We start from the raw sequence: 24,322 nt of genomic DNA on the forward strand, positions 1-24,322 counted from the left end.
TTTTTAAATAAACTCATTGACTCATGAGCTCATAAACTAAAAAGAAATCATCAACCAATAAAAAATGAAAAAACAAACTACCTTCATCACAAGTTTAATTTTATCGTTATCATTATCCTCTTTTGCACAAGATAATGATTCAACCGTGATTCGTAAATTCTTTAACGAATCCCTCTCAAATGGCAAATCTTATGAATGGCTTCGTGATTTAACCAGCAATGTTGGTCCAAGATTAAGTGGTTCGGAAGGTGCTAAAAAAGCAGTGCAATGGGGAAAAACGCTTTTAGAAAGCGGTGGCTACGACCGAGTTTTTTTACAAGATGTCATGGTGCCACATTGGGTGCGTGGAGCTAAAGAAGAAGGCTATATTTTAGATGGCAAACAGAAAATTAAAGTGCCTTTGGTAGCTTTGGGTGGTTCAATTGCTACGCCTAAAAAAGGCATTACAGCAGAAGTAATTGAAGTAAAAACATTTCAAGAACTAAGAGCTTTGGGCAAAGAAAAATGCGAAGGAAAAATCATTTTCTTCAATCGCCCAATGGATCCTACTAAGATTAATACTTTTGAAGCTTATGGACAAGCTGGCGACCAACGTCGTAGTGGTGCCAATGAAGCTTCAAAATTAGGAGCGATTGGCGTTATCATTCGTTCTTTGAGTAGTACTGAAAATGATTTCCCACATACAGGTTCTATGGTGTATGCAACGGGCGTACCATTAATTCCTGCGGCGGCTTTGAGTACCAATGCGGCTACGTTATTGAGCAAAACTTTAAAGGAAAATCCGAATACAAAATTCTATTTCAAACAGTCTTGCGAAACTTTACCAGATGCTCCTTCGCACAATGTGGTGGCGGAAATCAAAGGTTCTGAACATCCAGAAGAGATTATTGTAGTGGGCGGACACTTAGATTCATGGGATTTAGCACAAGGTGCTCATGATGATGGAACAGGTATTGTACAGTCGATGGAAGTGGCTCGTTTATTCAAAAATTTGGGTATCAAACCGAGGCATACTATCAGAATAGTATTGTTTATGAACGAAGAAAACGGAAATCGTGGCGGTGTGAAGTATGCTGAATTAGCGAAGCAAAATAATGAGAAGCATATTTTTGCATTAGAATCTGATAACGGTGGATTTACTCCTCGTGGCTTTGGCATGCAAGGTGCATCGGCTGAATTATTAGCAAAAGTTCAATCATATCGCACACTGTTAGCACCTTATGGTTTACATGAAATTGAGCGTGGTGGTGGTGGCGTTGATATTGGTCCTTTGGCACCACAAGGCACAGTATTGATAGGTTTTAAGCCAGATGCACAACGCTATTTTGAATATCATCATGCTTCAAACGACACTTTTGATACCGTAAACCAACGTGAATTAGAAATGGGTGCGGCATCAATGGCAAGTTTAATTTATTTGTTGGATAATTTGAAATAATTAATCTTCCTAAAGCTTTTGACTCCCAGCTTTGACAAATTTAAAATTTGTCAAAGCTGAAAAGAGGAAATTTGCCTGTGACCTTTAACTACCATTTTCAGGCTAATAAAACACTTTAAGCAAGCTTCATCAGTTTTTCAAAACCTTCAATTCCTCTTTCTCCTTCGCCTCAGCCAATTTCCACCAAGGTAAGTATGGATAAGCGTGATGCTCGTGATGATAGCCAAAGAAGTAACATGAAATAAAAGCCATAAAATGATTGAGTTTCTGACTTCGAGATTTATAAATATCATTCGCTTCATGTTCGCCACGGTGCGGAAGATATGTACCAAAGTAAAAAAGCTGTAGCGTACTTAAAATCGCTGGTACTTCCCAAAAGACAATCAGGTTTTCCATCGGAAATACTAATTTCAATAGATTATAAGTAATTGCCATCAACAAAATCTGCCAGAAAGTAACGTACTCCAACGCAAACTTTAAATACCATCTGAAAAAATTACCATCATAATAATCTGGGTCTTCGTCGCTCACTACGTTTTTATGATGTAAGTGATGTTTCTTCGATAGCTTTTCATAATTATTATAAGCAAAAAGCGTAGCACACAAAAAACCAATGGCATAGTTGAGTTTTTTATTATGTGGAGCAACAACGCCGTGAATAGCATCATGTGCCGTAATAAAAACGCCTGTATAAAGTTGCATTTGCAATAACATAAAAACATATACCAAAGGATTATAAAAATCTATCGGATAATTCAACAAGTAGGCAAGCGAGATGCCCCAAAGTGAAATAATACAGATGGCAAAAAAGAGTCCTTTATATTTCATAAAAACTGTGTGGCTGAACAAGTAATTTGATAATGATACTTTAAAAACTCATTTATCCTTAACTTTGTTACAAAGATAAGATAAAACATTAGCATCCAGTTTTGCATTCAACATGGCAAAAATAGAAAAAGAATTACAGCAGGCAATTGTGGCGATGCCTCAGAAAGAGAAAGATAAACTATTGTTGAGACTCATCGGTAAAGATGATATTCTTATCCAACAATTGACTTTTACTTTGGTGGAAGAAAGCCTAACGATGGAGTCGAGAAGAGATGATATAAAAGTGTTGATTGATAAATTATATGATACCACCAATTACTCTTCGGGTTATTTGATGATGGATATGCGTTTTACTAATGCAGAAATTACTCGTCATGTAAAAGTAACCAAGGACAAATACGGAGAAGTAGAATTGACTTTGAAATTATTAAAAGAGTGTTTTGAAAAACAATTGAAATGGATTGAAAAATACTCTTCAAAATCTGATACTTTAGCACTTTATGTAGTGAAAAGAACAGATTTTTTGTTGAAAAAAGTGGTAAAAATGCACCCAGATATTCAATTTGATTTTCATGCAGATATGAATACTTTATTAGAATATCTGCATAAATATGCTACGGCTTATTATGCCAAAGAATTACAAATTCCGAAAACATTTGACATCGCTGAGTAAATTAAAAATATTATGAATCAAGCCGAACACTTAGCGACTTTTATCAGTACTTTCTCGGAAAGTCTGCACGATAATTCCTTCGTAAAAATCTCTTTAGGCAATTATAAAGGTACAGAGGAGCAACTCAAGAATATTTATATTAAAAGAATTTTAATCAAAAAAGAAGAAAAACTTAGCTTCACTTATCGCTACAAAACTCGTGATATTGTAAAGAATTTTTCGTTGTCGGAAGGTATCAATGCTGTGGAAAATGCTTTGCAAGAAGGTTTTAATATCGCTACGCTTTTTACAAGTAATTTTGATTTGATTATTGAAAAATTAAATCAAAAAACCGTTTTGCGTAAAACGGATTCAAGTAATCCGAAAGCCATTTCTTTGGAACATGACAAAGCGAAAAATCGCTTAATAAAGCCACAAGAAAAACCGTATTTACACGAATTAAAGATTACCGACGAAGCAGGAAATGTTTATAAAAATGCACAAGACAAGTATCGTCAGATAAATCATTATATAGAAATTCTGAGTACTTTAATCAAAGATATTCCTCAACAAAACCATTTGAAAGTAGCCGATATGGGTTCTGGAAAAGGCTATTTAACTTTTGCTTTGTACGATTATTTGACCAATGTCTTGAAACTTGAAGCAGCAGTAACAGGCGTTGAATTTCGACCAGACATGGTGGCACTTTGTAATAAGATTGCCCAAAATACTGGTTTTTCAACACTCAGTTTTGTAGAAGGAACAATAGAAGATTATGATAGTACGGGTACGAATATTTTAATTGCTCTGCACGCTTGTGACACGGCAACAGACGATGCTATTTACAAAGGAATCACTGCTAACGCCGATTTGATTGTGGTTGCACCATGTTGTCATAAACAAATCAGAAGAGAAATCGAAAAACATAAAGCATCCAACGAATTAGATTTCTTAACGAAGTATGGCATCTTTTTAGAGCGACAAGCAGAAATGGTAACGGATGGAATAAGAGCAATGATTTTGGAATACTTCGGGTATAAAACGAAAGTATTTCAATTTATTTCGGATGCTCATACACCTAAAAATGTGTTGGTTGTAGGCATTAAAAATCCGAATGCTTCCTCAAAAAAAGAAGAAATTTTAGCAAAATTAAAAGCAACAAAAGAATACTTTGGCATAGAATATCATCATTTAGAGAAACTTTTATTTAATGCCTAATTAGGGATCACAAAGGATTAAATTAGTATTCAAAATGTTTGTTTGACCATTGGTTTGTTGGCAACCCTGGCGGTTGCCTCGCCTGAAATGGTAACTGCAAGAGTTGTCACTACAAATTACCCTTTAAAAATAGACTTAAGCCTTTTTATTAGTTGTTATTCACTACGCATTTAAGAACTTTATGAAAAAAGACATCAATTTTGAGCAACTTTTAGCAGATGAAAATCAGCATTTAAATAAGCTCCACGAAATCGTAGAAGAAACGATAAAATCTGAACGATTGATTGTCCAGAATCTCCTGAATCCACCCAGCGAAACAATCACTAAAGGGCAAGCTATATCAGACAAAGTAGCCCAATTTGGCGGAAGCTGGAAATTTATCATCATGTTTGGCGTAATTCTAACGATTTGGATTACTTTCAATTCTGTGATGCTTGTTCAGTTTCGATTTGATCCCTATCCTTTTATCTTGATGAATTTAGTACTTTCGTGTATTGCCGCTTTGCAAGCACCAATCATCATGATGAGTCAGAATCGTCAGGAAGAAAAAGATAGAATGAGAAGTGAAAATGACTATTTGATTAACTTGAAAGCAGAAATGCAAATCAGAAGTTTACAACAAAAAATGGATTTGTTGTTGGAAGAACAAATCAAAACCTTGTTCGAATCTCAGGCAAAACAATTTGCGTTGCTGGAAGAAATCAAGAAGAAACTTGATAAGATGGAGAACAAAAAGCTTTAGTTTGCGATAAATTATACAAGAATGAACGAAGAATTTTATGAACAAATTTTTGAAAAAATCGACTTTTCAAAACAAGTAATTACTGGTAAAGAATACGATAGTTGTACGTTTAAAAACTGTGATTTTTCGAATACTAATCTATCAAACAAAGATTTTATTGATTGTACTTTCGAGAGTTGTAATCTTAGTAGCGTCAATTTGAACAATACAAGTTTAAAAACGGTGAAATTCATTGATTGTAAAATCATTGGTGTGGACTTTAGCATCAGTAAAGAATTCTTATTTTCAGTATATTTTAAAAATTGTTCGTTAAATTATACTTACTTTTTCAAGAACAAATTGAAGAAAACTAAATTTGAACATTGCCAGATTCAAGATGCAAATTTTAGTGAAGCAGATTTAACAGGAGCAGTCTTCAATCATTGTGATTTATTAAATACTGTTTTTGAACAAACAAATTTGAATCAAACAGATTTTAGAACAGCTGAACATTACGCCATTAATCCAGAAAAAAATAATATCAAAAAAGCGAAATTTTCTTATGATGGCATCAGAGGTTTACTGTATCAATATGATATTGTAATTGAATAAATTAACCATAAAAATTCATTCTAAACGAAAACTATGTTTATCTTAACTTCAAAGAACTCAATAGCGAATCACTTTATCGCTGAACTTCGTGATGTGAAAATCCAACAGGATTCGATGAGATTTCGGAAAAATCTGGAGCGACTAGGAGAAGTATTAGCTTATGAAATTTCAAAAACATTAACTTACAAAAGTACCGAAGTAGAAACACCATTAGCAATTGCTCAAAGCAATTTATTGAATCAGCAACCTGTTTTAGTGACAATACTTCGTGCCAGTTTACCTTTTCATCAAGGATTCATCAATGTTTTCGATAAAGCAGAAAATGCCTTCGTTGGTGCATACAGAGGAAAACACAATGCTGACGAAAGTTTTGAGATTGAAATGGATTACTTGGCGAGTCCAGATTTAACAGACAAAACCATTATTTTAATCGACCCAATGTTGGCTACTGGAAAATCATTATTAAAATCCTATCAAGCTTTATTGAAGTATGGCAAACCTGCTAAAGTAATTATTTCTGCTGCCATTGCTGCACCAGAAGGAATCGCTTTTTTACAAGAATATTTACCCGAAGCAGAACTTTTCATCGCTACACTTGATAATTGTTTGAATGAAAAATATTACATCGTGCCAGGTTTGGGCGATGCTGGTGATTTAGCTTTTGGATTGAAACTATAGTTTTTCTCGCAACAAACTGATACCTACTTCACAAGACAGACATTTTTTATATTGGCAGAAAACATTAAACCATTCAATGCCAGCTTGTGAATCAAAAGCGGACTTCATTGGTAAATCCAACATTTGCCAATGTTTAGTAATACTATTCTCTTCAGCAGGTAATTCTTCTAAAAAACGAATCGCTTTTTCAAGATAAAGTACTTCATCTTTTTGCTGACTATAGGACACAAGTAACGGAACAATTGTATTAATAATTATATTTTGCACCGAACTTTCACCAATGATTGCTACTTTTCCATTAGCTTTTTTACCAAACAAATAATGTTCTTGCCAATAAGCAGATTGTTTTACTCGCATGGTTTTAGAAACGTTTTCGACATTTTCAAGATGTAACATCACAGAAAACAAGTTGATATTTTCTTGAATAATTTTGGCAAACTGTGCCAAACGAACAGTTGGAAAATTAGCAGGTCGGAGTCGTAAAAACTTCCATTCATGCAAAGCCATTACTTTATTTTGTAGTTGATATTTTGCTGAAAGAAATTGAAACTCTTTCGCTAATTTACTTTGGTATTCATCTTCAACATTACTCGGAGCAAGAAAACCTGCCACGCCAAACAGCAAAGCTTCAATCTGAAAAAGATTATCACGATATTTACTCAATACTTTTAGCGGTAAGTTTTGTGCTAATCTTATAAAAGGTTCGGCATTGAGTTTAAAACCAAAGTTTTTTGCTAATACTTGATACGCCGTTTCTTCCCAATCTTGTTTGTTTTTGATAAGGTATTCGTGGATGATTGATGCTTTACTTTCCAATCTTTGCATCAATACTTTATCTAACATGATATATTTCTTCAAGGATGAAACCTGTTGAAATTGGTTTTGACAAGCAATTTGCGTTTTGCTTTCTACTAAATCTGAATACTTTTTGATTAAAGTATTATCTGTTTTGTCAGAAAGTATCAGCGTAGGAATTTTAGTATTATCACTTCGAAGAATTGGTTTGTCGTCTTCCCAAACAACATGAAGAATTACATTTTGATAAGCAGCATCAGAATGATGTGAGTGAAGATTCCAATCAGAAGATTTCAGGTGAATTTCAACTGCACCCGCCCATTCCACTTCACCAATCAGGATTCTAGCATCCTGAAAATCAGCTCCAGCATTGGTATTGTATCTACCAATTTTTATTACTTGAATGACTTCATTATCAGTAGTTTGGAGGCAAGATTTATCAAAATATTGAAACTGCCAGAGAAAATGTAGAAAAGCCTCGTTCATAAGTGTTTAAGAATTAATTGTTTAAACAAAAATAATGAGTTTGAGGAATTTTTATTCATAAATCCAAAAAGAAATGCTCGACATACATTACATCAAGCATTTACTTTAGGATGTGTATTGCTGCACTATTTATGAATAGCATTTAGAGGAAACAGAAAAAGGCTAATCTTCTACAGGTACATTATAACTGATGTATAAATTTCGTTTGGCTTGTACGATATGGCGTTGATTATGGGCAATTAAAAATTGAAAAACATCTCCTAGTTTCAACCGTATCCATTTGGTAATTGAAATTGGAATACGAATGGCATTCATATCTATCGCTACACTTTGTTTTAATAAATTCAATAACTCTTCTTGATGTTCTATGAATTCCGCCACTACTGCATAAGCATCTAAATTTGTATTAGGACTATGATTTTTAGCGGCTTTCAGTTTCTTCATATTTTCTTTAGGTTCCATCAATTGCGTAAAGTAAGCTCCTAAATATGAACTTTTAAAAACCATACTTCCCTCCTTTTGAGGTTGATTGATTAATGTCTTTTTAATAACTGGCAAATAATAACGACTATAAGTATTGAGGTGTTCTAAACATTGAGCAATACTCCAACCACCATTACTAGCAGGTTTTAACAAAACACTTTCATGAAGATTCTGAAACAGACAGATACTCTCTTTTAAATGAAGCTCTACTCTGTCTTCTAAATGACTAATCAACAACTGATTTCCAATACTTTTCATGACAAATTAAGATATTTGATGAGGTTAAAAATTGATGTTACAAATTTGGTACACAAGCAAATAATAAATGTTGGTAAATACCAAGATTTAATGAATACGATTGACATCCTCAATCACATAAAAGAAAATTTGCAAAGAAGCACAGAAATGCCCTATTTTGAGTAATAAACAAAATCACTAACACTATCACGATGTTTTCTATTCATCTTCAACATATCGCAAAGCGTTTTACCTTCAAAAAACTCGTATTCTTCTTTGCTATCAGCCTTTGTTTTTCTGCTTGTAAAAGTGCTAAAGTAGCCAGTACGACAAGTACAGCCACAACGCCAGTGGTTAAAAAAGATAAAATTGTAGAAATCTCTATTAAATCAATTGAAGCCATTGATTTGGAAGAAGATTTAAGTTTTGCAGATGAAGTTTCTTTGACTTACGCTTTAACGATAGTTGATGAAAACAAAAAAATATTGAAAGTAGTGAATACTTCTTGGGGTGTAGAAAGCCTAAAAAAAGGGCAAATTGTAAAGGCTGATCAATTCAAAAAATTAGAAATTGTTATTCCTGAAAAAGGTACACTATTATCATCTGTAATTTTGATGGAAGTTGATAATTACGAAAAAGCAATGAGTACCATCAAGAAAATCAATGAATTAGGAGGTTTAGCTAAAATTCCAGCTACCATTATTAACATTGCAGAGTACGAAACACCTTTGGCAATTGTTTTTGCCAGTTTACAAGCTGCTGGTTTAGGCTTGAAAGTAGCCGACCGTTTCGATCAAGATGATTTACTCGGACAAAGTACTTTTGAACTAAAATTAGACTCTCTCTCAAGTACTCAGAAAAACTATCCTGTAGATTTAACCTTTGAAGGCGAGCATCTCAAAAACACTTTTCGGTACAAACTCACTTATGAGTTAAAAATTCGTTGATTCTTTTTTATTAGAATAGTAATCTACTAATAAACAACAAGTTACTGTATTATGTCTGTTTTTTAATAAAATACACATAATACTTTGCTGGTTTTTTATTTATATTTTTGTAATTCTCTTACAATAAACATAAGCATTTAATAGTTACATAAGGTACTAAGTACTTATACGTTTTGTGTGTTGAAGCGGATAAATTTAGGGGTATCAAGGTTTGAAAATAATTGCTTCAAACAATTAAGATTGAAAATAATGAATAAATCACTAACCAGAATATACAAAATAATTGCATTATTATTGATAACGGTCGTCAGTGCCGAAGCTCAAAATGAAAATTATGTACTTAAAATCGGGAATAGGACTATCAACTCAAAGGAATTCGCCCAAACCTACCAAAAGCTTCTTCAAAGCGATAGCATCAGAAAAGACAATCAGAAAGAATTTATCAATAATTACATCAATTATAAGTTAATTGTATATGCGGCTGAACGCATGGGCAAAGATACTACTCGTGCTTTTCGTGAAGAAATAGATACTTACCGCAAAGAATTAGCCAATCCATATTTAGTTGATAAACAAGTGCTTGAAAAACTCATCCAAGAATCGTATGAAAGAATGCGTGAAGAAGTAAGAGTAGCACAGATTTTTATTCCTTTGGCAAAAAATGCTAGTCCAGCCGATACAATGGCGGCTTATAATGAGCTAAGGTCTCTCAGAGCCAGAATTACTAAAGGCGAATCATTCGAACAATTAGCTAAAACAAATTCTAAAGATACTTACTCCGCAATAAAAGGTGGAGATTTAGGTTTTCTGTCGGTATTAGAAAACAATTACACCTTTGAAAGTGCCGCTTACAATACTCCAAAAGGCGAAATGTCTATTCCTTTTAGAACCAACAAAGGTTTTCATTTAATAAAAGTATTAGATAGACATTCTTTCAGAGGTAAGGTAAAATTAGCACACATTCTTGTTAGTCTTGCTCCAAATGCTTCATCAGACGAAGCCACTGCTGCTAAAAAGAAAATTGACGAAGCTTATGAATACCTCAAAAGAAATGAACCTTTTGAAGGAGTTTGCCGAGCATTTTCTGAAGACCCACGCACCAAAGATAATGGTGGTGTAATGAATAGATTTTGGGATGCTGGCACATTGATTGATCAGAAAATTGTAGAAACAGTTTTTGCATTAAAAGAAAAAAACGACTACACTTTGCCTATTCAAACCTCATTGGGTTGGCATATTTTCAGACTTATTGAAAAGAAAAGTTTGCCAAAATATGATGAAATGGCACCTTTTATTCGTCAAAAAATCAATGCTGATGCTTCACGCAATGTTATCATCAAAAATAATTTAGTAAAGCGTTTACAAAAAGATAATAACTTCCAAGAAACTGTTTCGGTAAAGCAAGAAGCTATCGACAATTTCTACAAAGACAGAATTGGTTCTGAAGATTATTTAAGTAAAACTCTTTTTACAATCAATCAATCGGTTTCGACTGTTAAAGATTTTTATACTTTCGTCACCAAGCATCAACGTCAATTAGCCAAACTAAAAGCACTTGATGAAAAGACACCACAAGATTGGTACGACCTTTTTGTAGAAAATCAAAACCTAAGATTTGAAGAAGCTAATCTTGAAGTAAAATTCCCAGAATTCCGTGCTGATATTCAAGAGTACAGAGAAGGTATTCTTCAAAAACAGATGTTGAATGATAACGTGTTTGAAAAATCGCTAGATTCTTTAGCACAAGTAAAATTCTATAATCAGCACATCGACCAATATCAATACACGCATAGAGTTTTAGCGAAAGTAATCACCAGCGACCGCAAAGAAACTTTAGAACAAGCCAAAACGATGTTAGCCAAAGCACCTTATCCGATGAATCGCAGATTTCCAGATATTTATTTCGAAAAAGATAAATCTGCTTTCTCTGCCGATGCTCAGAAAATGTTGTATGATTTAAACATCATTCTATTAAAAAACAGAGATTATATCGTTGAAGTAACTGGCAATTCTGACCCAGAAGAACAAGAAAGTATTTCGGCTGAAAGAGCAAAAAAAGCTGTGAATTTATTAATCAACAGTGGTGTTTCGCCAATGAGAATCATTGAAAAAGATGATGGTAAATATAAGCCAGTTTCAAAAACTGATAGAAGTAAAAACAGTAGAATTGGCATTAGATTCTTATCTGATTCGATGGAAGATGTTGTAAAACGCTTTAATGCTTTAAAACCAAACAGTTTAAGTGCTGAAGAAGGTTATTTCAAAAAAGATGAAAATGAGTATTTAGCTGCTGTTGAATGGACTTTAGGAGAGAAAAATATTAACCTTAAAGGTAGATTTGTTTCAATCAATATTCAGAAAGTTGAAGAACCAAGAACAAAAACTTTCAAAGAAGCTCGTGGACAAGTAACTAGAGACTATCAAAAACAACTATCTGATGAATGGCTCAATCAACTAAAAGCTAAGTATTCATTAAATATTAATGAAAGCGAAATTCAAAGAGTATTAGATTAAACAAGAAAGTCAAAAGCAGAAGTAAATACATTTCTCTTTTGACTTTTTTGATATTCGAGAGCCTATTTCTTCTCTCTTTATGATTTAGACCTTGTTCTTAACACTTTTTAACGGTGCTAGCATATCAAATTAGAGATTAAAAAACGTTATCTTTGTCAATCTACGTACATTTTCAAAAACCATAAAGCCCTGTACGTTTCATATTAATTCATTTTTTAGATGAAATTTTCGAAATTCTTCATTTCCCTTTTTGCAATCTGTCTGCTTTTTTGTCAAGCATTACAGGCACAAACGCCAGTTGTAATTGATAAAATCATTGCAAAAGTTGACAACCATTATATTTTAAAATCAGAGTTAGAATCTCAAGTACAACAATACAAACAAAGTGGTCAGGCTGGTGCACCATCTACTTGTCAAATTTTTGAAAGTTTAGTAGTTGGCAAGATGATGTTAGCAAAATCAGAAATAGACTCAATTACTGTTGAAGACAAAAGAGTAGAATCTGAGCTTACTTCCAGAATGGAACAAATGGAACAACAGTTTGGCTCTCAAAAAAATATTGTTGAAGCTTATGGCAAAAGTATTGCTTCGTTGAAAGATGAACTTCGTTCAGCCATTAAAGAGCAATTGACAACTCGTAAAATGCAAGAAAAAATTACGAGTGATGTAAAAATTACGCCTAAAGAAGTAAGACGTTTCTTTGAAGCAATTCCTAAAGATTCTATTCCTTATATGCCTTCAGAAGTAGAAATTGGACATATTGTAAGGCTTGCTAAAACGACTAAATCACAAAAAGACGAACTGTACAAAAGGCTTTACGATTATAAAAAAAGAGTAGAAAACGGAGAATCATTTGAAGAATTAGCTAAATTATATTCAGAAGATTTAGGCTCAGGAAAAAGAGGTGGCGATTTAGGTTTTGCAAAACGTGGACAAATGGTTGCACCATTTGAAGCAGCAGCATTGAAGTTAAAGCCAAATCAAATGTCAGATGTAGTTGAATCTGAATTTGGTTTCCACTTAATTAAATTATTAGAAGTACGTGGGCAAGAATATCATGCTTTGCACATTTTATTAAGACCAGACTATCAAAGATTAGACGTTGTAGAACCTACAAAATTCTTGGACAGTATCAGAGTATTAATTCAAAGAGATAGTATTAAATTTGAACGTGCTGCGAAAGAGTTCTCAGAAGATAAAGCAACTCAAGATGGTGGTGGAATGATTACAGACCCACAAACTCGTTCGATAAAAATGGCTTTAGACGGCACAATGGAATCTGGGTTATATTTTACTATCGATTCAATGACGGTAGGAACAATTACTCCTCCAATGCCATACAGAACAGAAGATGGACGTTCGGCAATGAGAATTTTATATTACAAAGCAAAACATCCTCCACACTATGCGAATTTAGAAGACGATTTCCAAAGAATGTCTAATTACGCATTGAACAGAAAACGAAATACAGCCATTGAAAAATGGTTTGCCACTGCCAAAAACGATGTATTTATTTACATTGTTGATGAATATAAAGAATGTAATATCATGAAAACGAATGATCAGTGATTTTAAGATTCATTATTCTTTGGTAAAAATCTTGTTTTAAATTAAATTGTGTCAGGTTAAACTACGATTAGCCTGACATTTTTCGTTATAAGTACATCTCATAAAATAGTAAGCAAAATTTTGTGTGTAAAAAGCACAAAATCGACAAACAAAATAGAAAATATGGTTCAATTTAAGTCAGATGTTGAAGCAGTTGATGCTTTAAAAGAATCCTATCAGAAACTTACTTCAGAAATCGGAAAGGTTGTTATCGGTCAAGACGAAACGGTTAAAATGCTTCTTACCGCTATCTTTTGTCAAGGACATTGTTTATTGGTTGGTGTACCCGGTTTGGCAAAAACACTTCTCATTCAAACTATTGCTGGTGCATTAGATTTAGATTTCAACAGGATACAATTTACCCCAGATTTGATGCCTTCTGACATTATCGGCTCAGAAACATTAGACAATGAACGAAATTTTAGGTTTGTCAAAGGGCCTATTTTTGCAAATATCGTTTTGGCAGATGAAGTAAACAGAACTCCTCCCAAAACACAGTCTGCACTTTTAGAAGCCATGCAAGAGTATTCAGTAACAGTTGCTGGCAAAAAATATGCTTTAGATAAACCTTTTTTTGTATTGGCAACTCAAAACCCAATTGAACAAGAAGGAACATATCCATTACCAGAAGCACAGTTAGACCGTTTTATGTTCATGGTAACGCTTGATTATCCATCTTATCAAGCAGAATTAGATATTGTTAAAAATACGACATCAGATAAGAAATATAAGATTGCACAACAAGTTTCAGGCGAAGAAATATTGGCTTATCAACAATTAGTAAGAAGAGTACCTATTGCTGATAATGTAGTAGAATATGCAGTGACACTTGTTCATAAAACACGACCTAATACTGAATTAGGAGATGCTATTTCAAATAAATATTTAGAATGGGGCGCTGGACCAAGAGCTTCTCAAAACTTGATTTTGGCCGCAAAATGTAATGCTTTGCTTTGTGGAAAATATTCACCAGATATTGAAGATGTAAAGGCTGTAGCGATGGCTGTACTTCGCCATAGAATTGTTAGAAATTTCAAGGCAGAAGCAGAAGGAATATCTGTAGAGAATATTATTAGTAAGCTTTTGTAGCCAGAAAATAATTCATTAAAAAAGAGGATGTCTTTGTAATACATCCTCTTTCATTGTATCATTCCATCACTTTCGGAACTCTAAAATATTCTCCATCTTGTTTTGGAGCATTTTTCAAACCTTGTTCACGGCTGATGTTTGGAATTACTTTATCTTCACGCAAAGCATTGATTTCTAAACTCATGTGCGTAAGTGGCTTTACATTTGAAGTATCAATTTCATCCAATTCCGACATCCAATTCAATACTGATTCCAAAGAATCTTTCATTTCCTTTTCAGCAGATTCTGGCATTTCTAAACGAGCCAAATGAGCAATCTTTTGTAATAATTCTTGATCTATATTCATCTTTTGATTGATTGAAAGCAAAGGTTATTCTCTTCCTCTCAATTTTTTATCGTCCATGTGTTTGTTCAAAAACTCATTGATTTTTTCAATATCAATACTTCTATTGATTTCACCAAAAGAGTTGATTGAAATATCAAATCCATCAAGTTCATTATGAACTTTTGGGAGTTCCTTTTTAGGAGTTTCTTTTTTCTTTGCCATTTTATGAATTTGAAAATTTGAAGTTCAAAATTAGTACATTCAACATATTAATTACTCATCACTCACAATTCACAACTCATCACTTACAAAACTGCCAAAGCTTTTTCTAAACGAGTAATTACAGCTTCTTTTCCGATAATTTCCATCGATAGCATCAAATCTGGACCTGCTCCTACACCTGTAGTTGCTACACGCAAAGCTTGCATTACTTTTCCCATTTTAATACCTAACTTCTGTAACTCATCGTTCAAAACATGTTTGATTTCATCGGCTACAAAATTATCTAAAGCTGGCAAAGCATCTTTGAAAGCAGAGATTCCTTTCTTGGCATCGTCATTCCATTTTGATGCAACTACGGTTTCGTCGTAAGTAGTGGGTGCTACAAAAAGTGCTTCGGCTTCTTTCGTAATTTCTTGTGGGAAAGTTACTCTTTCTTTGAATAAATGTACGATTTTTAAGGCTTTATCTAATTCAAAGTTCGGTAAATATTCCGTTGCCAAAGTTTCATCAGAACGTAATTTCAAATATTGCTGATTGAACCATTTTGCTTTATTAATATCAAACTTCGCTCCTGCTTTGTTGATTCTTTCTAAAGTAAAGGCTTCAACTAATTCGTCCATTGAGAATAATTCTTGCTCTGTGCCAGGATTCCAACCTAAAAAGGCTAAGAAATTCACCACGGCATCGTTCAAATATCCTTCTTCTCTGAAACCTTTAGCAATAGAACCGTCTGGATTTTTCCATTCTAAAGGGAAAACTGGAAAACCGCCTAAATCTGCATCACGTTTAGAAAGTTTACCATTTCCTTCTGGTTTCAACAATAAAGGCAAATGGGCAAACTGTGGCATGGTATCTTCCCAACCAAATGCACGATACAATAATACGTGTAAAGGTGCTGATGGCAACCATTCTTCTCCACGAATTACGTGTGTGATTTCCATCAAATGGTCATCCACAACGTTGGCTAAGTGATACGTTGGCATTCCGTCCGACTTCATCAATACTTTATCGTCCATTGTTGATGAATGTACATGAACCCAGTCACGAATAATATCTTTAAAACGTACTTCTTCTTTAGCAGGTACTTTCAAACGAATTACGAATGGTTCGCCTGCAGCAATTTTAGCTTGAGTTTCTTCTTCCGAAATCGTCAATGAATTTTTCAAACGACCACGAGTAGCAGCATTGTATTGAAAAGCGGAACCTTGGCTTTCAAAAGTTTGACGCATAGCATCCAATTCTTCACTTGAATCGAAAGCGTAATAAGCTTTTCCTGAATTGATGAGTTGCATAGCATAATCCATATACATTGCCTTGCGTTCAGATTGGCGATACGGTGCGTGTGGACCGCCTACTCCTACGCCTTCATCAATGGTAATGCCAATCCACGAAAGGGCTTCGATGATGTAATTTTCTGCACCTTCTACAAAACGAGTTTGGTCGGTATCTTCAATACGAAGCAACATTTTACCGCCTAACTTTTTGGCCAATAAATAATTATATAATGCTGTTCTGACACCGCCCACGTGCAAAGCTCCCGTTGGACTTGGTGCAAAACGTACTCTTACTTGATCTGACATTTTTTGAAAATTAAATTACTGCAATACAAGAAATCTCTACATTCACATCTTTTGGCAAGCGTGCCACTTCTACCGTTTCACGTGCAGGAGGATTCTCTGAAAAATATTCGCCATAAACAGCGTTGATAGCTGCAAAATTGTTCATGTCTTTTACGAAAATAGACGCTTTTACTACGTTCTCAAAAGTCATGTTAGCAGCTTCTAAAATGGCTTTCAAATTCTCCATTACCTGACGAGTTTCCTCTTGAATACTTGCTCCAGATTCTGCCAAAGCAAAGGCAATTTGCCCTGAAATGTACAAAGTTCCGTTAGAAAGTACAGCCTGAGAATATGGTCCGATGGCTGCGGGTGCTTTTTCAGTGAAAATGATTTGTTTCATTGTTGATTGTATCTTTATCGGTTTCCCTAAATTTTGTGCAAGTTACAAAATGATTAGCTGTTTTAAGGTATTTATTCAAATCATGATAATTTTGTGACAAGCAAATCTGTACTCATATCAAAAGATTTTAGGTGTATTCTAAGATATTTTCAATAATTTGCTCACAATGAATTTAATTGTATTAAATATCTACTTTCCATGGCATTCAATATTCGTCGAAAATATAAAATTGTTTTTTTGTTTTTAGTCCTAATTACTTTAGTCCTTTTCTGGCAAAGAGTATGGGTAGTCTATTTTTATCAACAAGCCAAAGGTGGTTTGGATGTTGCCTTTAATACTCGTCCATTGCAAGAAGTTTTAGCAGATAAAAACGTTCCCGATTCCTTAAAAAAACGTATTTTATTTATTGGTGAAGTACGTCGTTTTGCGATTGATTCTCTGGGTTTACATGATAATCCAGATGTGTATCAGACGCTCTATGACCAATCTGGCAAACCTTTGGTTTACTTGCTGACAGTAGCCAAACGCTATGAAATGGAAGCCGTTATGTTTGATTTTCCAATTATTGGTAGTTTTGCCTACAAAGGATTTTTTGATTCTACTGCAGCTTATCAGGAGGAAAAACTGTGGAAACAAAAAGGTTATGATACCGAAATGGGACAAGGAATCGCTTATTCTACTTTAGGTTGGCTACCCGAACCTATTTTATCAAGTATGCTTTATTACTCAGATGGGAAATTAGCAAACCTCATTATTCACGAAATGTCGCATGGAACAATTTTTGTAAAGGATAATCATGAGACGAGTGAAAACCTAGCAAATTCAATTGGGGAATATGGAGCGAAGCGTTTTTTAATTCATAAATATGGAATTGATTCACCAGAATTGAAGAAATATCTTCAAGCAAAAATCATTCGAGACAGGTATATCAAACATTTGAATCGAGGAACGTTGAAACTGGATAGCCTTTATCAAACTTTCAAAGGTAAAAATCTTTTAGATGCACGCAAGGATTCATTGAAGTATGCGTTAATTGAAAAAATTGAAGTAAACCAAGATACTATTTACAAAAGCTTACGAGCATTCTCTAAACCCAAAATCAATAAAAAAGAATTACCCAACAATGCCTATTTTGTAGGTTTTAAAACCTATCATTCTCAACAAAATGAATTTGAAGAAATATTCCAAAAACAGTTTAATGGGAATTTCGACCAGTTTTTGAAATTCTTCCAAAAGAAATATAATCAGTAGATATTTATATGAAAAAAATATTTTTGCTTCTCATCGTCATCATCACCGCAATGAGTTTCAAGTCCTCACTTCAGGAAAGAGTAATTGAACAAAATAGTTTTGGCACTGGCGAACATATCGAATACCGTGTACACTACGGTTTTGTAAATGCTGCCGAAGCCATTGTGGACGTGGACGACAAACTACAAAATGCCAATGGTCGCCCTTGCTATAAAGTAGGAATCGTAGGCAGAACAGTAGGTGTAACCGATTGGATTAGCAAAGTTCGTGATACTTGGACTTCCTATATTGATGCTTCGCAAATTTTACCTCAGCAGTTTTACATGAAAAAACAAGAGGGAAATTATAGAAAAGAGCAAAGAATAATTTTCAATCATAATAATAACACAGCAAAATTATTCGAATTGAATGATGAGCAAGAAAAGAAAAACTACACACTTCCAAAGCATATTCAAGATGTTGTAAGTGGCTATTATTTCATCAGAACTATTGATTTTTCTAAAATGACCATTGGTGAATCTGTTCCAGTGACTTTCTTTTTTGAAGGCGAAGTGTATAATATGCGTTTGAAATATCGTGGAAAAGAAACGATTAACACCAAATTTGGCAAAATAAGTACTTTCAAAATCACGCCACAGTTACCTAAAAATAATTTCTTTTCTGATGAAGAATCGGTAAAAATGTGGGTGACCGACGACGAAAACAAAATTCCTGTTCGAGCAGAAGTATCTTTAAAAATTGGGGCTTTGGCTTTGGATTTAAGAAAGTATTCAGGGCTAAAACATGAGTTGAAATTTCAATAGGAGTTTTTATTAACTTATATTATTTTAAAATTTATATTGTTTGAGCGAGTAAACAGGAACATTTTTTGTAAAATTGATATTTTCCTGTTTACTCGCTTAATAGTTATTTATTCCTACTAAGTAAAAGGACAAATTAAATTGACAATAAATTTATGTTTGAATATAGTATTAACTATCTGATTTTAAATTAAATACAGATAACAGATATACCGTTAACTAATAACGTCCTTTTACTTATTAGTACATTCAATTAGTTACTGCACCCAAATATTGAATAAAAAACCAAGTAATTATGGCAATAACACTTTATCAATTACATGTATTACTCCGTTAGTTGCTAATACATTAGCTGCCGTAATATTTGAATTACCGCTAGTTTTACCTACCACTTTAGCACCATTCGTTAAATCAAATCTAATGTTCGCTGTGTTTACAGTAGCTACTTCGCCAGATACGTTTGGCAAATCAGTTGAAAATACTCTGCCTCCCACCACATGATATAATAACACATCAGTTAGTAATTTTTTGTTTGCGGGGTCTAATAATGTGGCTTTCGGAATTGTTTTGTACAACTCATTAAATGCTGCATTGGTTGGAGCAAAAACGGTAAGTCCTGTGGTTGAAGCGTCTGTCAAAGCTTTAGCTACCGCCGGATCTGCTGCAAGTACCAACGAAGTAAGTTCTGAAAAATCAGCTGTAGTCGTTGCTATTTGTACAAGGCTTTTTGACGGCGGTACAATAACGTTATCTATTATATGTATTACTCCGTTGGTAGCATCTATATTCGTACTGATGACTTTAATGTTGCCATTAATAAATACACCTGATGGATTAACTGAAAAATAAATGTTGTTTGCTGTGTTTAAAGTATTACCTGTACCACTTTTTACATCAGCAGCTAAAACTTTACCACTCAACACATGTGAAGTTAATATTGGGGTAAGTGCTTCTTTACTCAAACCATCTAAACTGGTAATACCTGCTTTTCCAAAAGCTGCATTATTTGGGGCAAAAACAGTGAAAGGACCATTACCTTGCAGGGCTGTTACTAGTTCAGCTTTTGTGAGTGCTGCTGTAAGTGTGGAAAACTGAACATCCGCAACCGCTACATCCACAATAGTTTTAGGGGGGTCAACATTGTTGTCTTTATCACACGAAGAAACGCCTAATGAGGCAAGCAAAAGTAGAATAGGTAAAATGATTTTTTTAGTAGCTTTCATTATTATTATTATTTGTACAAGCACCCATGCTCTTGTGTTGTTTAGAATTAATAATGTCACCATGGGAGTAACATTTTTTCAAGAATTGCAAGTCTTGACTATAGAACTACTCAAAAATGATTTTGTTTAATACTTTATTGAAATAATTAAACAAAACTTGCATTTTTAAGACATATATTACTGATTTCTCGATTAAAGGGACTTTTTACTAGACAAAAAACATCATTAAAAAACTTGAAAGCTCCATGCTTGAAGACTTATATTGTGCATGATTTCTAAAAATCTAGTGAGCTTTTTACTCTTTTAGATTTTAAGTTGATGAAAGTCAGTTATAATTCATTCTTAACATCTTTCTTTTGATTAGACTCTCAAAACGAAAGTTTCAGCATTTACTAATTATCATAAATTGCCTTGTGCAGGAAAAACAAACAGAAAGTTTTTGGTAGTACAACGCTAACTACTGGTTTCAGCAATTAAATAGTTCTGATAAGGAAGGGTTTATCACAAAGTCCTGGGAATCAGCCTAAAAATAAATCTGCCTTTAGCAAAGATTTTGTTTATAAGTCAATTCAAAATGCTACTGATGCTACTTCTCACCGGTGAAGTCATTCTCTCAGCATTTCTTGGCAACACTTCCTATCTATTCTTTATTCTTTTTATCGCATTGTTCACAGGCTTCCTTAGTTTTTTTCAAGAACAAAATACAGGTCGTGTTGTAGAAAAACTTCAATCAATGTTGTATTTGAAAGCTCCAGTTTTAAGGGATAACAAACCATAGAAATTATATCAAAAAAGTGGCTGCGATATTATCGTTTTAAATGCTGGAGATATGTTACCTGCTGATTATATCATTAGTTGCCTTTGGGAAGTGACAAATATTGTTAGGGGTAACGCCAAAGCTTTGATCATTCAAATAGGCGATAAAACTATTTTTGGTAATATTTCTAAGAGTGCGGCGAGTACAATTGAAACTACATTTGAAAAAGGCATAAAAGATTTTGGATATTCCCTAATGAAAATACCATTGGTACTCGCCATTGTTATGCTGGTTATTAATTTGCTAAGTGACAAAGCTACGTCAGTGTGTATGTTGCATGGCGAAAATACAGCATATTTTAAAATTCATAACTCATAATTCATTCCTATCTCCCACAAATCCTCTTATAATCACAATATTGGCATTTGTCTTGGTCTTTGGTTTTTTCAAAAGGTTTTTCGGGATTGAGTAACTCGCTGACAAATTGTTGTAAGTACTTTTCGGAATCTGCTACAAAGTCCATCGCTGTTTCGCCTGCATTAAAGGCAATTTTTTGTTCTAATAAACCTGCATCAATATTTCTGAATGAATAAATACCTGCACTTACTTCATTATCAATTTCGGGCAATTTCGTTCCTCTGATACTCAAGCCTTTGCTTGAAAGCATTTGTTTCAATACCATGTATTTATACAACCAAAGTTGTCTGAATTTATCTTTATCCGTATCGCCCAATAGTTTTTCTTCCAAATCTTCTGGCTTCATGCTCAGTTCTTTGGCTTCCACTTTACCCGTTTTATAGTCAATTACTCTGATTTTATTGCCCGATACTCTATCCAATCGGTCAATCCTACCCGCAATTTTCACAGGTAATACTTTGTCATTTACTTTTGCATTAAAAGTAACTTTCAACGTTTTTTCTACATCCAATAATTCAATCGGGAAAACCTCATTTTCCAATTGGTAATTGATAAATTTCTTAACAATCGTTTCCCCAATTTGGTAAAGAATAAAGTTCATTCCATCATCTGCTTTCAAACCTTGATTGGTCTGGAGAAAGGCTTCTTTCAGATAAGTATCAATGTTTTCGAGTATTGTTTGTAAATCTTCTTTCTCTACTTTACTTCCTTTTTCTACAAAGGTTTTGTCGATATTTTCAAAAGTTTTATGAATCCAATTCCCAAAAGTGTCAACACCGATTTTCTCTTCTACTTCCTCTTCCTGTGCGATTCCTGCAATGCGTGTAAAATAATATTTGAGCGAACAATCCAAAAACTGATTCATCTGAGAAGGAAATATTCCTTTTTCCGTAATTTCTTGTTCGATAAATGCCAAAATATCGGCTGTTTTTTGAATCAACAAAGGTGTTTCTTCTTTATCCTCAGTTTCCTCCAAACCAATAAATTTCACATTCGGATAAGTAATGTCAAGGTTAGGATTTAGCTTGGATAATTCATGTTCAATCTGCAAAATAAAGCGACTTTTCTCACCAGCTCCATAAGTATCCGAAGGCAAAACGTGAACAAGTACTACTTCTTTAGCACGCTGCATGAGCCTAAAAAAGTGATAAGCCATTACGGCATCGGCGTGATTGTGGGTTGGTAAATTAAATTGTGGGTCGCTGAGAGCATCAAAAGGAATTAAAGTATTTTGTCTTTTGCCTTGCGGTAGTGTTTTTTCATTGACCGACAAAATGATTACTTTTTCAAAATCAAGGGTACGGGTTTCCAACATTCCCATGATTTGTAAACTTTCATCCGTTTCAGATTCAAAAGGAATTTTGGTTTGTTTAATCAATTCATACAAGAAAGTTTTGAAACTTCGGATACTTACCGTGTCGCCACGTTCATCCAGAATTACTTCCATTCTTTGTAAAATCAAGTAAAATTGATAGAGATATTCCGTCTCAATAGCATCTTGATTTTCTTTGTAAACTTCTCTTAATAAGTCGATTAACTCATAAAAACACTTGACCGCATTTTTGGGTTTGTTGTACCAATGTTTAAAAATACTTTCAAAAAGAGGTTCATATTCTCCAATTTCTAAAAGCTCTTTTGAGCTAAGAAAAACACGATTTCTTTCCGTGATTTCATGGAGGGTTTTTCGGATGGGGTTTTCTTTCGGTTCGTTTTGTTCCGCTTTAAACCGTATCAACTCATACCTCCTCAAAAATGGATGATTCAGTACTCTTACAATTTGTCGATGCGAGAATTTTGGAATTTTTACCGTTCCGCCATCTTCTGTTTTGAATTCTACTAAGTTCTTCTGCAACTCAAAAAGAGCATCAACCAACGTAAAAAGCATAGAATTTCGCAAAGAAAGCCCCATCGTGACGTTAAAATCTTTGACTGATTCATCTAAAGAATTCATCACAGGTACTAATAAATTCTCGTCACCCAAAACGATTGCCGTTTGCGATTTAGGAATTGTTGCGTCTATTTTTGAAGTATTTTCCCAATCCTTAAAAATATGTCCTGCTACTTTCGCCTGTACACTGGCATTGGCAACGCCAATAATCTGAATCTTCTTTTTACCTTTTAATAATTCATCCGACTGCCATTTCCACTCTTCATTGAAAAGAGGAGTAATACCATTTTTCTCATCGCCATTTTTATAATAACGCAACCAGTTTCCTGCTTTCTGGTCTTTGTTGTAGAGATAATAAGCGTCTGAATCCCAAAGGGTTTCGGCAAAGCCTTTCCTTTTTAGTAAAGTACGAATGATTTTTTCTTCGGCATCACTCAAGGCATTAAAGCCCACGAAGTAATACTTTGTATGACGCTCTTTGCTTAAAATATATTTTTCGACATTTTCGGCTAATTCTCGATAAGCCATGCCACGGTAATGCAAACCTTTGTCTGCCAAACGCTGCCGAAGGTTTTGATAAACCGTAAAAATATTCTCGAAAAGTTTGAAGTAACGGTCGGTGCGGTCGGTTTGTAGTTTTCTATCTCTTTGCGACTCTCCCAATTGCATTTGCCAACGTTCAATCGCTTTGGCTTCCGACATATAAGCAAACAAAGCTTTGGCATCTACTAAATATTGGTCGATTTTATCAAAATCGTTCAGCAATGTACTTGCCCAAGTCATGAATCTTTCAAAGACAACATTCGGGTCAATTTCCTTAAAAACATCGTACAATTCAAACAACAAAGCCACTTGGTCGATTTGGCGAACGCCCGTCATGGTATTCACAAAATCGTCGATTGCCAGTACATCGGGAGCTAAAAAAGGCTTATCAGAAAGCTTCGCCAAAGCATCTTTGAAATACAAAACCCCACGTCGAGAAGGAATCACGATACAAACCCGACTAAGCTGATTGAGGGAATGTTGTTTAAAAATATATTCAGCGGCTTGGTCGAGGAAAGTTTGCATGAGTTTGATTTGAAAGTTTGGAAATTTGAAGATTTGAAGATTTATCAAACTTCATTTTTTGTAGATAAATATAAATGTGAAGTATGAATTATTAATTATGAAATGT

22 protein-coding genes are annotated in these 24,322 nt (G+C 34.0%); 13 read left to right on the plus strand and 9 right to left on the minus strand.

The annotated features are described in order from the left end of the window. Nucleotides 1-64: 64 nt before the first annotated feature. A complete protein-coding gene (locus tag VB776_RS06520; RefSeq protein WP_323327218.1) occupies nt 65-1,438 on the plus strand; it encodes a M20/M25/M40 family metallo-hydrolase in 1,374 nt (457 codons plus the stop codon). Between the two features lie 129 nt (nt 1,439-1,567). On the opposite strand, the gene VB776_RS06525 is transcribed toward VB776_RS06520, so the two are convergent. Then, entirely contained in the window at nt 1,568-2,266 is a 699-nt protein-coding gene (locus VB776_RS06525) for a fatty acid desaturase (RefSeq protein WP_323327220.1), read from the minus strand. A 112-nt stretch (nt 2,267-2,378) separates the two neighbouring features. Here VB776_RS06525 and VB776_RS06530 point away from each other — a divergent pair, with 112 nt between their 5' ends. The 5 genes from VB776_RS06530 (at nt 2,379) to upp (ending at nt 6,147) form a co-directional block, all read left to right on the plus strand. Next, nucleotides 2,379-2,939: a hypothetical protein gene (locus VB776_RS06530; RefSeq protein ID WP_323327222.1), complete on the plus strand. Its 561-nt coding sequence runs from the start codon at nt 2,379-2,381 to the stop codon at nt 2,937-2,939. Between the two features lie 12 nt (nt 2,940-2,951). After that, nucleotides 2,952-4,136 (plus strand): class I SAM-dependent methyltransferase, encoded by a 1,185-nt coding sequence (locus tag VB776_RS06535; RefSeq protein ID WP_323327224.1) that lies wholly within the window; start codon nt 2,952-2,954, stop codon nt 4,134-4,136. Nucleotides 4,137-4,317: 181 nt separating this feature from the next. Beyond that, the gene (locus VB776_RS06540; RefSeq protein ID WP_323327226.1) at nt 4,318-4,878 is read left to right on the plus strand and encodes a DUF1003 domain-containing protein; all 561 of its coding nucleotides are present in this window, start codon (nt 4,318-4,320) and stop codon (nt 4,876-4,878) included. A gap of 21 nt (nt 4,879-4,899) precedes the next feature. Then, nucleotides 4,900-5,469, plus strand: coding sequence for a pentapeptide repeat-containing protein (locus tag VB776_RS06545; protein ID WP_323327228.1), 570 nt, complete (start codon nt 4,900-4,902; stop codon nt 5,467-5,469). A gap of 33 nt (nt 5,470-5,502) precedes the next feature. Beyond that, nucleotides 5,503-6,147, plus strand: coding sequence for a uracil phosphoribosyltransferase (upp, locus tag VB776_RS06550; RefSeq protein WP_323327230.1), 645 nt, complete (start codon nt 5,503-5,505; stop codon nt 6,145-6,147). On the opposite strand, the gene VB776_RS06555 is transcribed toward upp, so the two are convergent. Together VB776_RS06555 and VB776_RS06560 are read right to left on the minus strand one after the other, a co-directional pair. Then, on the minus strand, nt 6,142-7,428 hold the full coding sequence (locus VB776_RS06555) for a DUF2851 family protein (protein ID WP_323327232.1): 1,287 nt from the start codon (nt 7,426-7,428) through the stop codon (nt 6,142-6,144). The genes upp and VB776_RS06555 overlap by 6 nt on opposite strands. A gap of 162 nt (nt 7,429-7,590) precedes the next feature. Then, nucleotides 7,591-8,169 carry a DinB family protein gene (locus tag VB776_RS06560; protein WP_323327234.1) on the minus strand — a complete coding sequence of 193 codons (579 nt, stop codon included), beginning with the start codon at nt 8,167-8,169 and terminating at the stop codon, nt 7,591-7,593. Nucleotides 8,170-8,360: 191 nt separating this feature from the next. Between VB776_RS06560 and VB776_RS06565 the strand changes: the two genes are divergently transcribed. The 4 genes from VB776_RS06565 to VB776_RS06580 all read left to right on the plus strand — a co-directional run bounded on the left by VB776_RS06565 (nt 8,361) and on the right by VB776_RS06580 (nt 14,306). Further along, nucleotides 8,361-9,095, plus strand: a complete 735-nt coding sequence (locus VB776_RS06565; RefSeq protein ID WP_323327236.1) for a hypothetical protein — start codon at nt 8,361-8,363, stop codon at nt 9,093-9,095. A 249-nt stretch (nt 9,096-9,344) separates the two neighbouring features. Then, complete coding sequence (locus VB776_RS06570; protein ID WP_323327238.1) at nt 9,345-11,609, plus strand: peptidylprolyl isomerase; 2,265 nt, start codon at nt 9,345-9,347, stop codon at nt 11,607-11,609. A gap of 219 nt (nt 11,610-11,828) precedes the next feature. Then, a complete protein-coding gene (locus VB776_RS06575) occupies nt 11,829-13,178 on the plus strand; it encodes a peptidylprolyl isomerase (protein WP_323327240.1) in 1,350 nt (449 codons plus the stop codon). A gap of 162 nt (nt 13,179-13,340) precedes the next feature. Further along, nucleotides 13,341-14,306, plus strand: coding sequence for an AAA family ATPase (locus VB776_RS06580; RefSeq protein ID WP_323327242.1), 966 nt, complete (start codon nt 13,341-13,343; stop codon nt 14,304-14,306). Between the two features lie 58 nt (nt 14,307-14,364). On the opposite strand, the gene gatC is transcribed toward VB776_RS06580, so the two are convergent. From gatC to VB776_RS06600, 4 genes are all read right to left on the minus strand, one after another. Next, the gene (gene gatC / locus VB776_RS06585; protein WP_323327244.1) at nt 14,365-14,652 is read right to left on the minus strand and encodes an Asp-tRNA(Asn)/Glu-tRNA(Gln) amidotransferase subunit GatC; all 288 of its coding nucleotides are present in this window, start codon (nt 14,650-14,652) and stop codon (nt 14,365-14,367) included. Between the two features lie 24 nt (nt 14,653-14,676). Beyond that, nucleotides 14,677-14,853: a hypothetical protein gene (locus tag VB776_RS06590; protein ID WP_184134445.1), complete on the minus strand. Its 177-nt coding sequence runs from the start codon at nt 14,851-14,853 to the stop codon at nt 14,677-14,679. Between the two features lie 83 nt (nt 14,854-14,936). After that, complete coding sequence (gene gltX / locus VB776_RS06595; RefSeq protein WP_323327246.1) at nt 14,937-16,433, minus strand: glutamate--tRNA ligase; 1,497 nt, start codon at nt 16,431-16,433, stop codon at nt 14,937-14,939. 10 nt (nt 16,434-16,443) lie between these two features. After that, nucleotides 16,444-16,812: a Rid family detoxifying hydrolase gene (locus VB776_RS06600; RefSeq protein ID WP_323296727.1), complete on the minus strand. Its 369-nt coding sequence runs from the start codon at nt 16,810-16,812 to the stop codon at nt 16,444-16,446. 198 nt (nt 16,813-17,010) lie between these two features. Here VB776_RS06600 and VB776_RS06605 point away from each other — a divergent pair, with 198 nt between their 5' ends. Next, nucleotides 17,011-18,063, plus strand: a complete 1,053-nt coding sequence (locus VB776_RS06605; RefSeq protein WP_323327248.1) for an aminopeptidase — start codon at nt 17,011-17,013, stop codon at nt 18,061-18,063. 50 nt (nt 18,064-18,113) lie between these two features. Then, the gene (locus VB776_RS06610) at nt 18,114-18,866 is read left to right on the plus strand and encodes a DUF3108 domain-containing protein (RefSeq protein WP_323327251.1); all 753 of its coding nucleotides are present in this window, start codon (nt 18,114-18,116) and stop codon (nt 18,864-18,866) included. A 290-nt stretch (nt 18,867-19,156) separates the two neighbouring features. On the opposite strand, the gene VB776_RS06615 is transcribed toward VB776_RS06610, so the two are convergent. Further along, nucleotides 19,157-20,086, minus strand: coding sequence for a fasciclin domain-containing protein (locus tag VB776_RS06615; protein ID WP_323327253.1), 930 nt, complete (start codon nt 20,084-20,086; stop codon nt 19,157-19,159). An 829-nt stretch (nt 20,087-20,915) separates the two neighbouring features. On the opposite strand from VB776_RS06615, the gene VB776_RS06620 reads away from it, so the two are divergent. After that, entirely contained in the window at nt 20,916-21,221 is a 306-nt protein-coding gene (locus VB776_RS06620; protein WP_323327255.1) for a hypothetical protein, read from the plus strand. A 7-nt stretch (nt 21,222-21,228) separates the two neighbouring features. Here VB776_RS06620 and VB776_RS06625 read toward each other — a convergent pair whose 3' ends face one another. Beyond that, nucleotides 21,229-24,216, minus strand: a complete 2,988-nt coding sequence (locus VB776_RS06625; protein WP_323327258.1) for a PD-(D/E)XK nuclease family protein — start codon at nt 24,214-24,216, stop codon at nt 21,229-21,231. Nucleotides 24,217-24,322 lie beyond the last annotated feature (106 nt).

This window comes from Arcicella gelida (assembly GCF_034931025.1).
Lineage (GTDB): Bacteria > Bacteroidota > Bacteroidia > Cytophagales > Spirosomataceae > Arcicella > Arcicella gelida.

Excerpts from the sequence above, each read along its gene's own strand:
- VB776_RS06520 (WP_323327218.1), top strand. The coding sequence starts at position 65 with ATGAAAAAACAAACTACCTTCATCACAAGTTTAATTTTATCGTTATCA.
- VB776_RS06525 (WP_323327220.1), bottom strand. The coding sequence starts at position 2,266 with ATGAAATATAAAGGACTCTTTTTTGCCATCTGTATTATTTCACTTTGG.
- VB776_RS06530 (WP_323327222.1), top strand. The coding sequence starts at position 2,379 with ATGGCAAAAATAGAAAAAGAATTACAGCAGGCAATTGTGGCGATGCCT.
- VB776_RS06535 (WP_323327224.1), top strand. The coding sequence starts at position 2,952 with ATGAATCAAGCCGAACACTTAGCGACTTTTATCAGTACTTTCTCGGAA.
- VB776_RS06540 (WP_323327226.1), top strand. The coding sequence starts at position 4,318 with ATGAAAAAAGACATCAATTTTGAGCAACTTTTAGCAGATGAAAATCAG.
- VB776_RS06545 (WP_323327228.1), top strand. The coding sequence starts at position 4,900 with ATGAACGAAGAATTTTATGAACAAATTTTTGAAAAAATCGACTTTTCA.
- upp (WP_323327230.1), top strand. The coding sequence starts at position 5,503 with ATGTTTATCTTAACTTCAAAGAACTCAATAGCGAATCACTTTATCGCT.
- VB776_RS06555 (WP_323327232.1), bottom strand. The coding sequence starts at position 7,428 with ATGAACGAGGCTTTTCTACATTTTCTCTGGCAGTTTCAATATTTTGAT.
- VB776_RS06560 (WP_323327234.1), bottom strand. The coding sequence starts at position 8,169 with ATGAAAAGTATTGGAAATCAGTTGTTGATTAGTCATTTAGAAGACAGA.
- VB776_RS06565 (WP_323327236.1), top strand. The coding sequence starts at position 8,361 with ATGTTTTCTATTCATCTTCAACATATCGCAAAGCGTTTTACCTTCAAA.
- VB776_RS06570 (WP_323327238.1), top strand. The coding sequence starts at position 9,345 with ATGAATAAATCACTAACCAGAATATACAAAATAATTGCATTATTATTG.
- VB776_RS06575 (WP_323327240.1), top strand. The coding sequence starts at position 11,829 with ATGAAATTTTCGAAATTCTTCATTTCCCTTTTTGCAATCTGTCTGCTT.
- VB776_RS06580 (WP_323327242.1), top strand. The coding sequence starts at position 13,341 with ATGGTTCAATTTAAGTCAGATGTTGAAGCAGTTGATGCTTTAAAAGAA.
- gatC (WP_323327244.1), bottom strand. The coding sequence starts at position 14,652 with ATGAATATAGATCAAGAATTATTACAAAAGATTGCTCATTTGGCTCGT.
- VB776_RS06590 (WP_184134445.1), bottom strand. The coding sequence starts at position 14,853 with ATGGCAAAGAAAAAAGAAACTCCTAAAAAGGAACTCCCAAAAGTTCAT.
- gltX (WP_323327246.1), bottom strand. The coding sequence starts at position 16,433 with ATGTCAGATCAAGTAAGAGTACGTTTTGCACCAAGTCCAACGGGAGCT.
- VB776_RS06600 (WP_323296727.1), bottom strand. The coding sequence starts at position 16,812 with ATGAAACAAATCATTTTCACTGAAAAAGCACCCGCAGCCATCGGACCA.
- VB776_RS06605 (WP_323327248.1), top strand. The coding sequence starts at position 17,011 with ATGGCATTCAATATTCGTCGAAAATATAAAATTGTTTTTTTGTTTTTA.
- VB776_RS06610 (WP_323327251.1), top strand. The coding sequence starts at position 18,114 with ATGAGTTTCAAGTCCTCACTTCAGGAAAGAGTAATTGAACAAAATAGT.
- VB776_RS06615 (WP_323327253.1), bottom strand. The coding sequence starts at position 20,086 with ATGAAAGCTACTAAAAAAATCATTTTACCTATTCTACTTTTGCTTGCC.
- VB776_RS06620 (WP_323327255.1), top strand. The coding sequence starts at position 20,916 with ATGTTACCTGCTGATTATATCATTAGTTGCCTTTGGGAAGTGACAAAT.
- VB776_RS06625 (WP_323327258.1), bottom strand. The coding sequence starts at position 24,216 with ATGCAAACTTTCCTCGACCAAGCCGCTGAATATATTTTTAAACAACAT.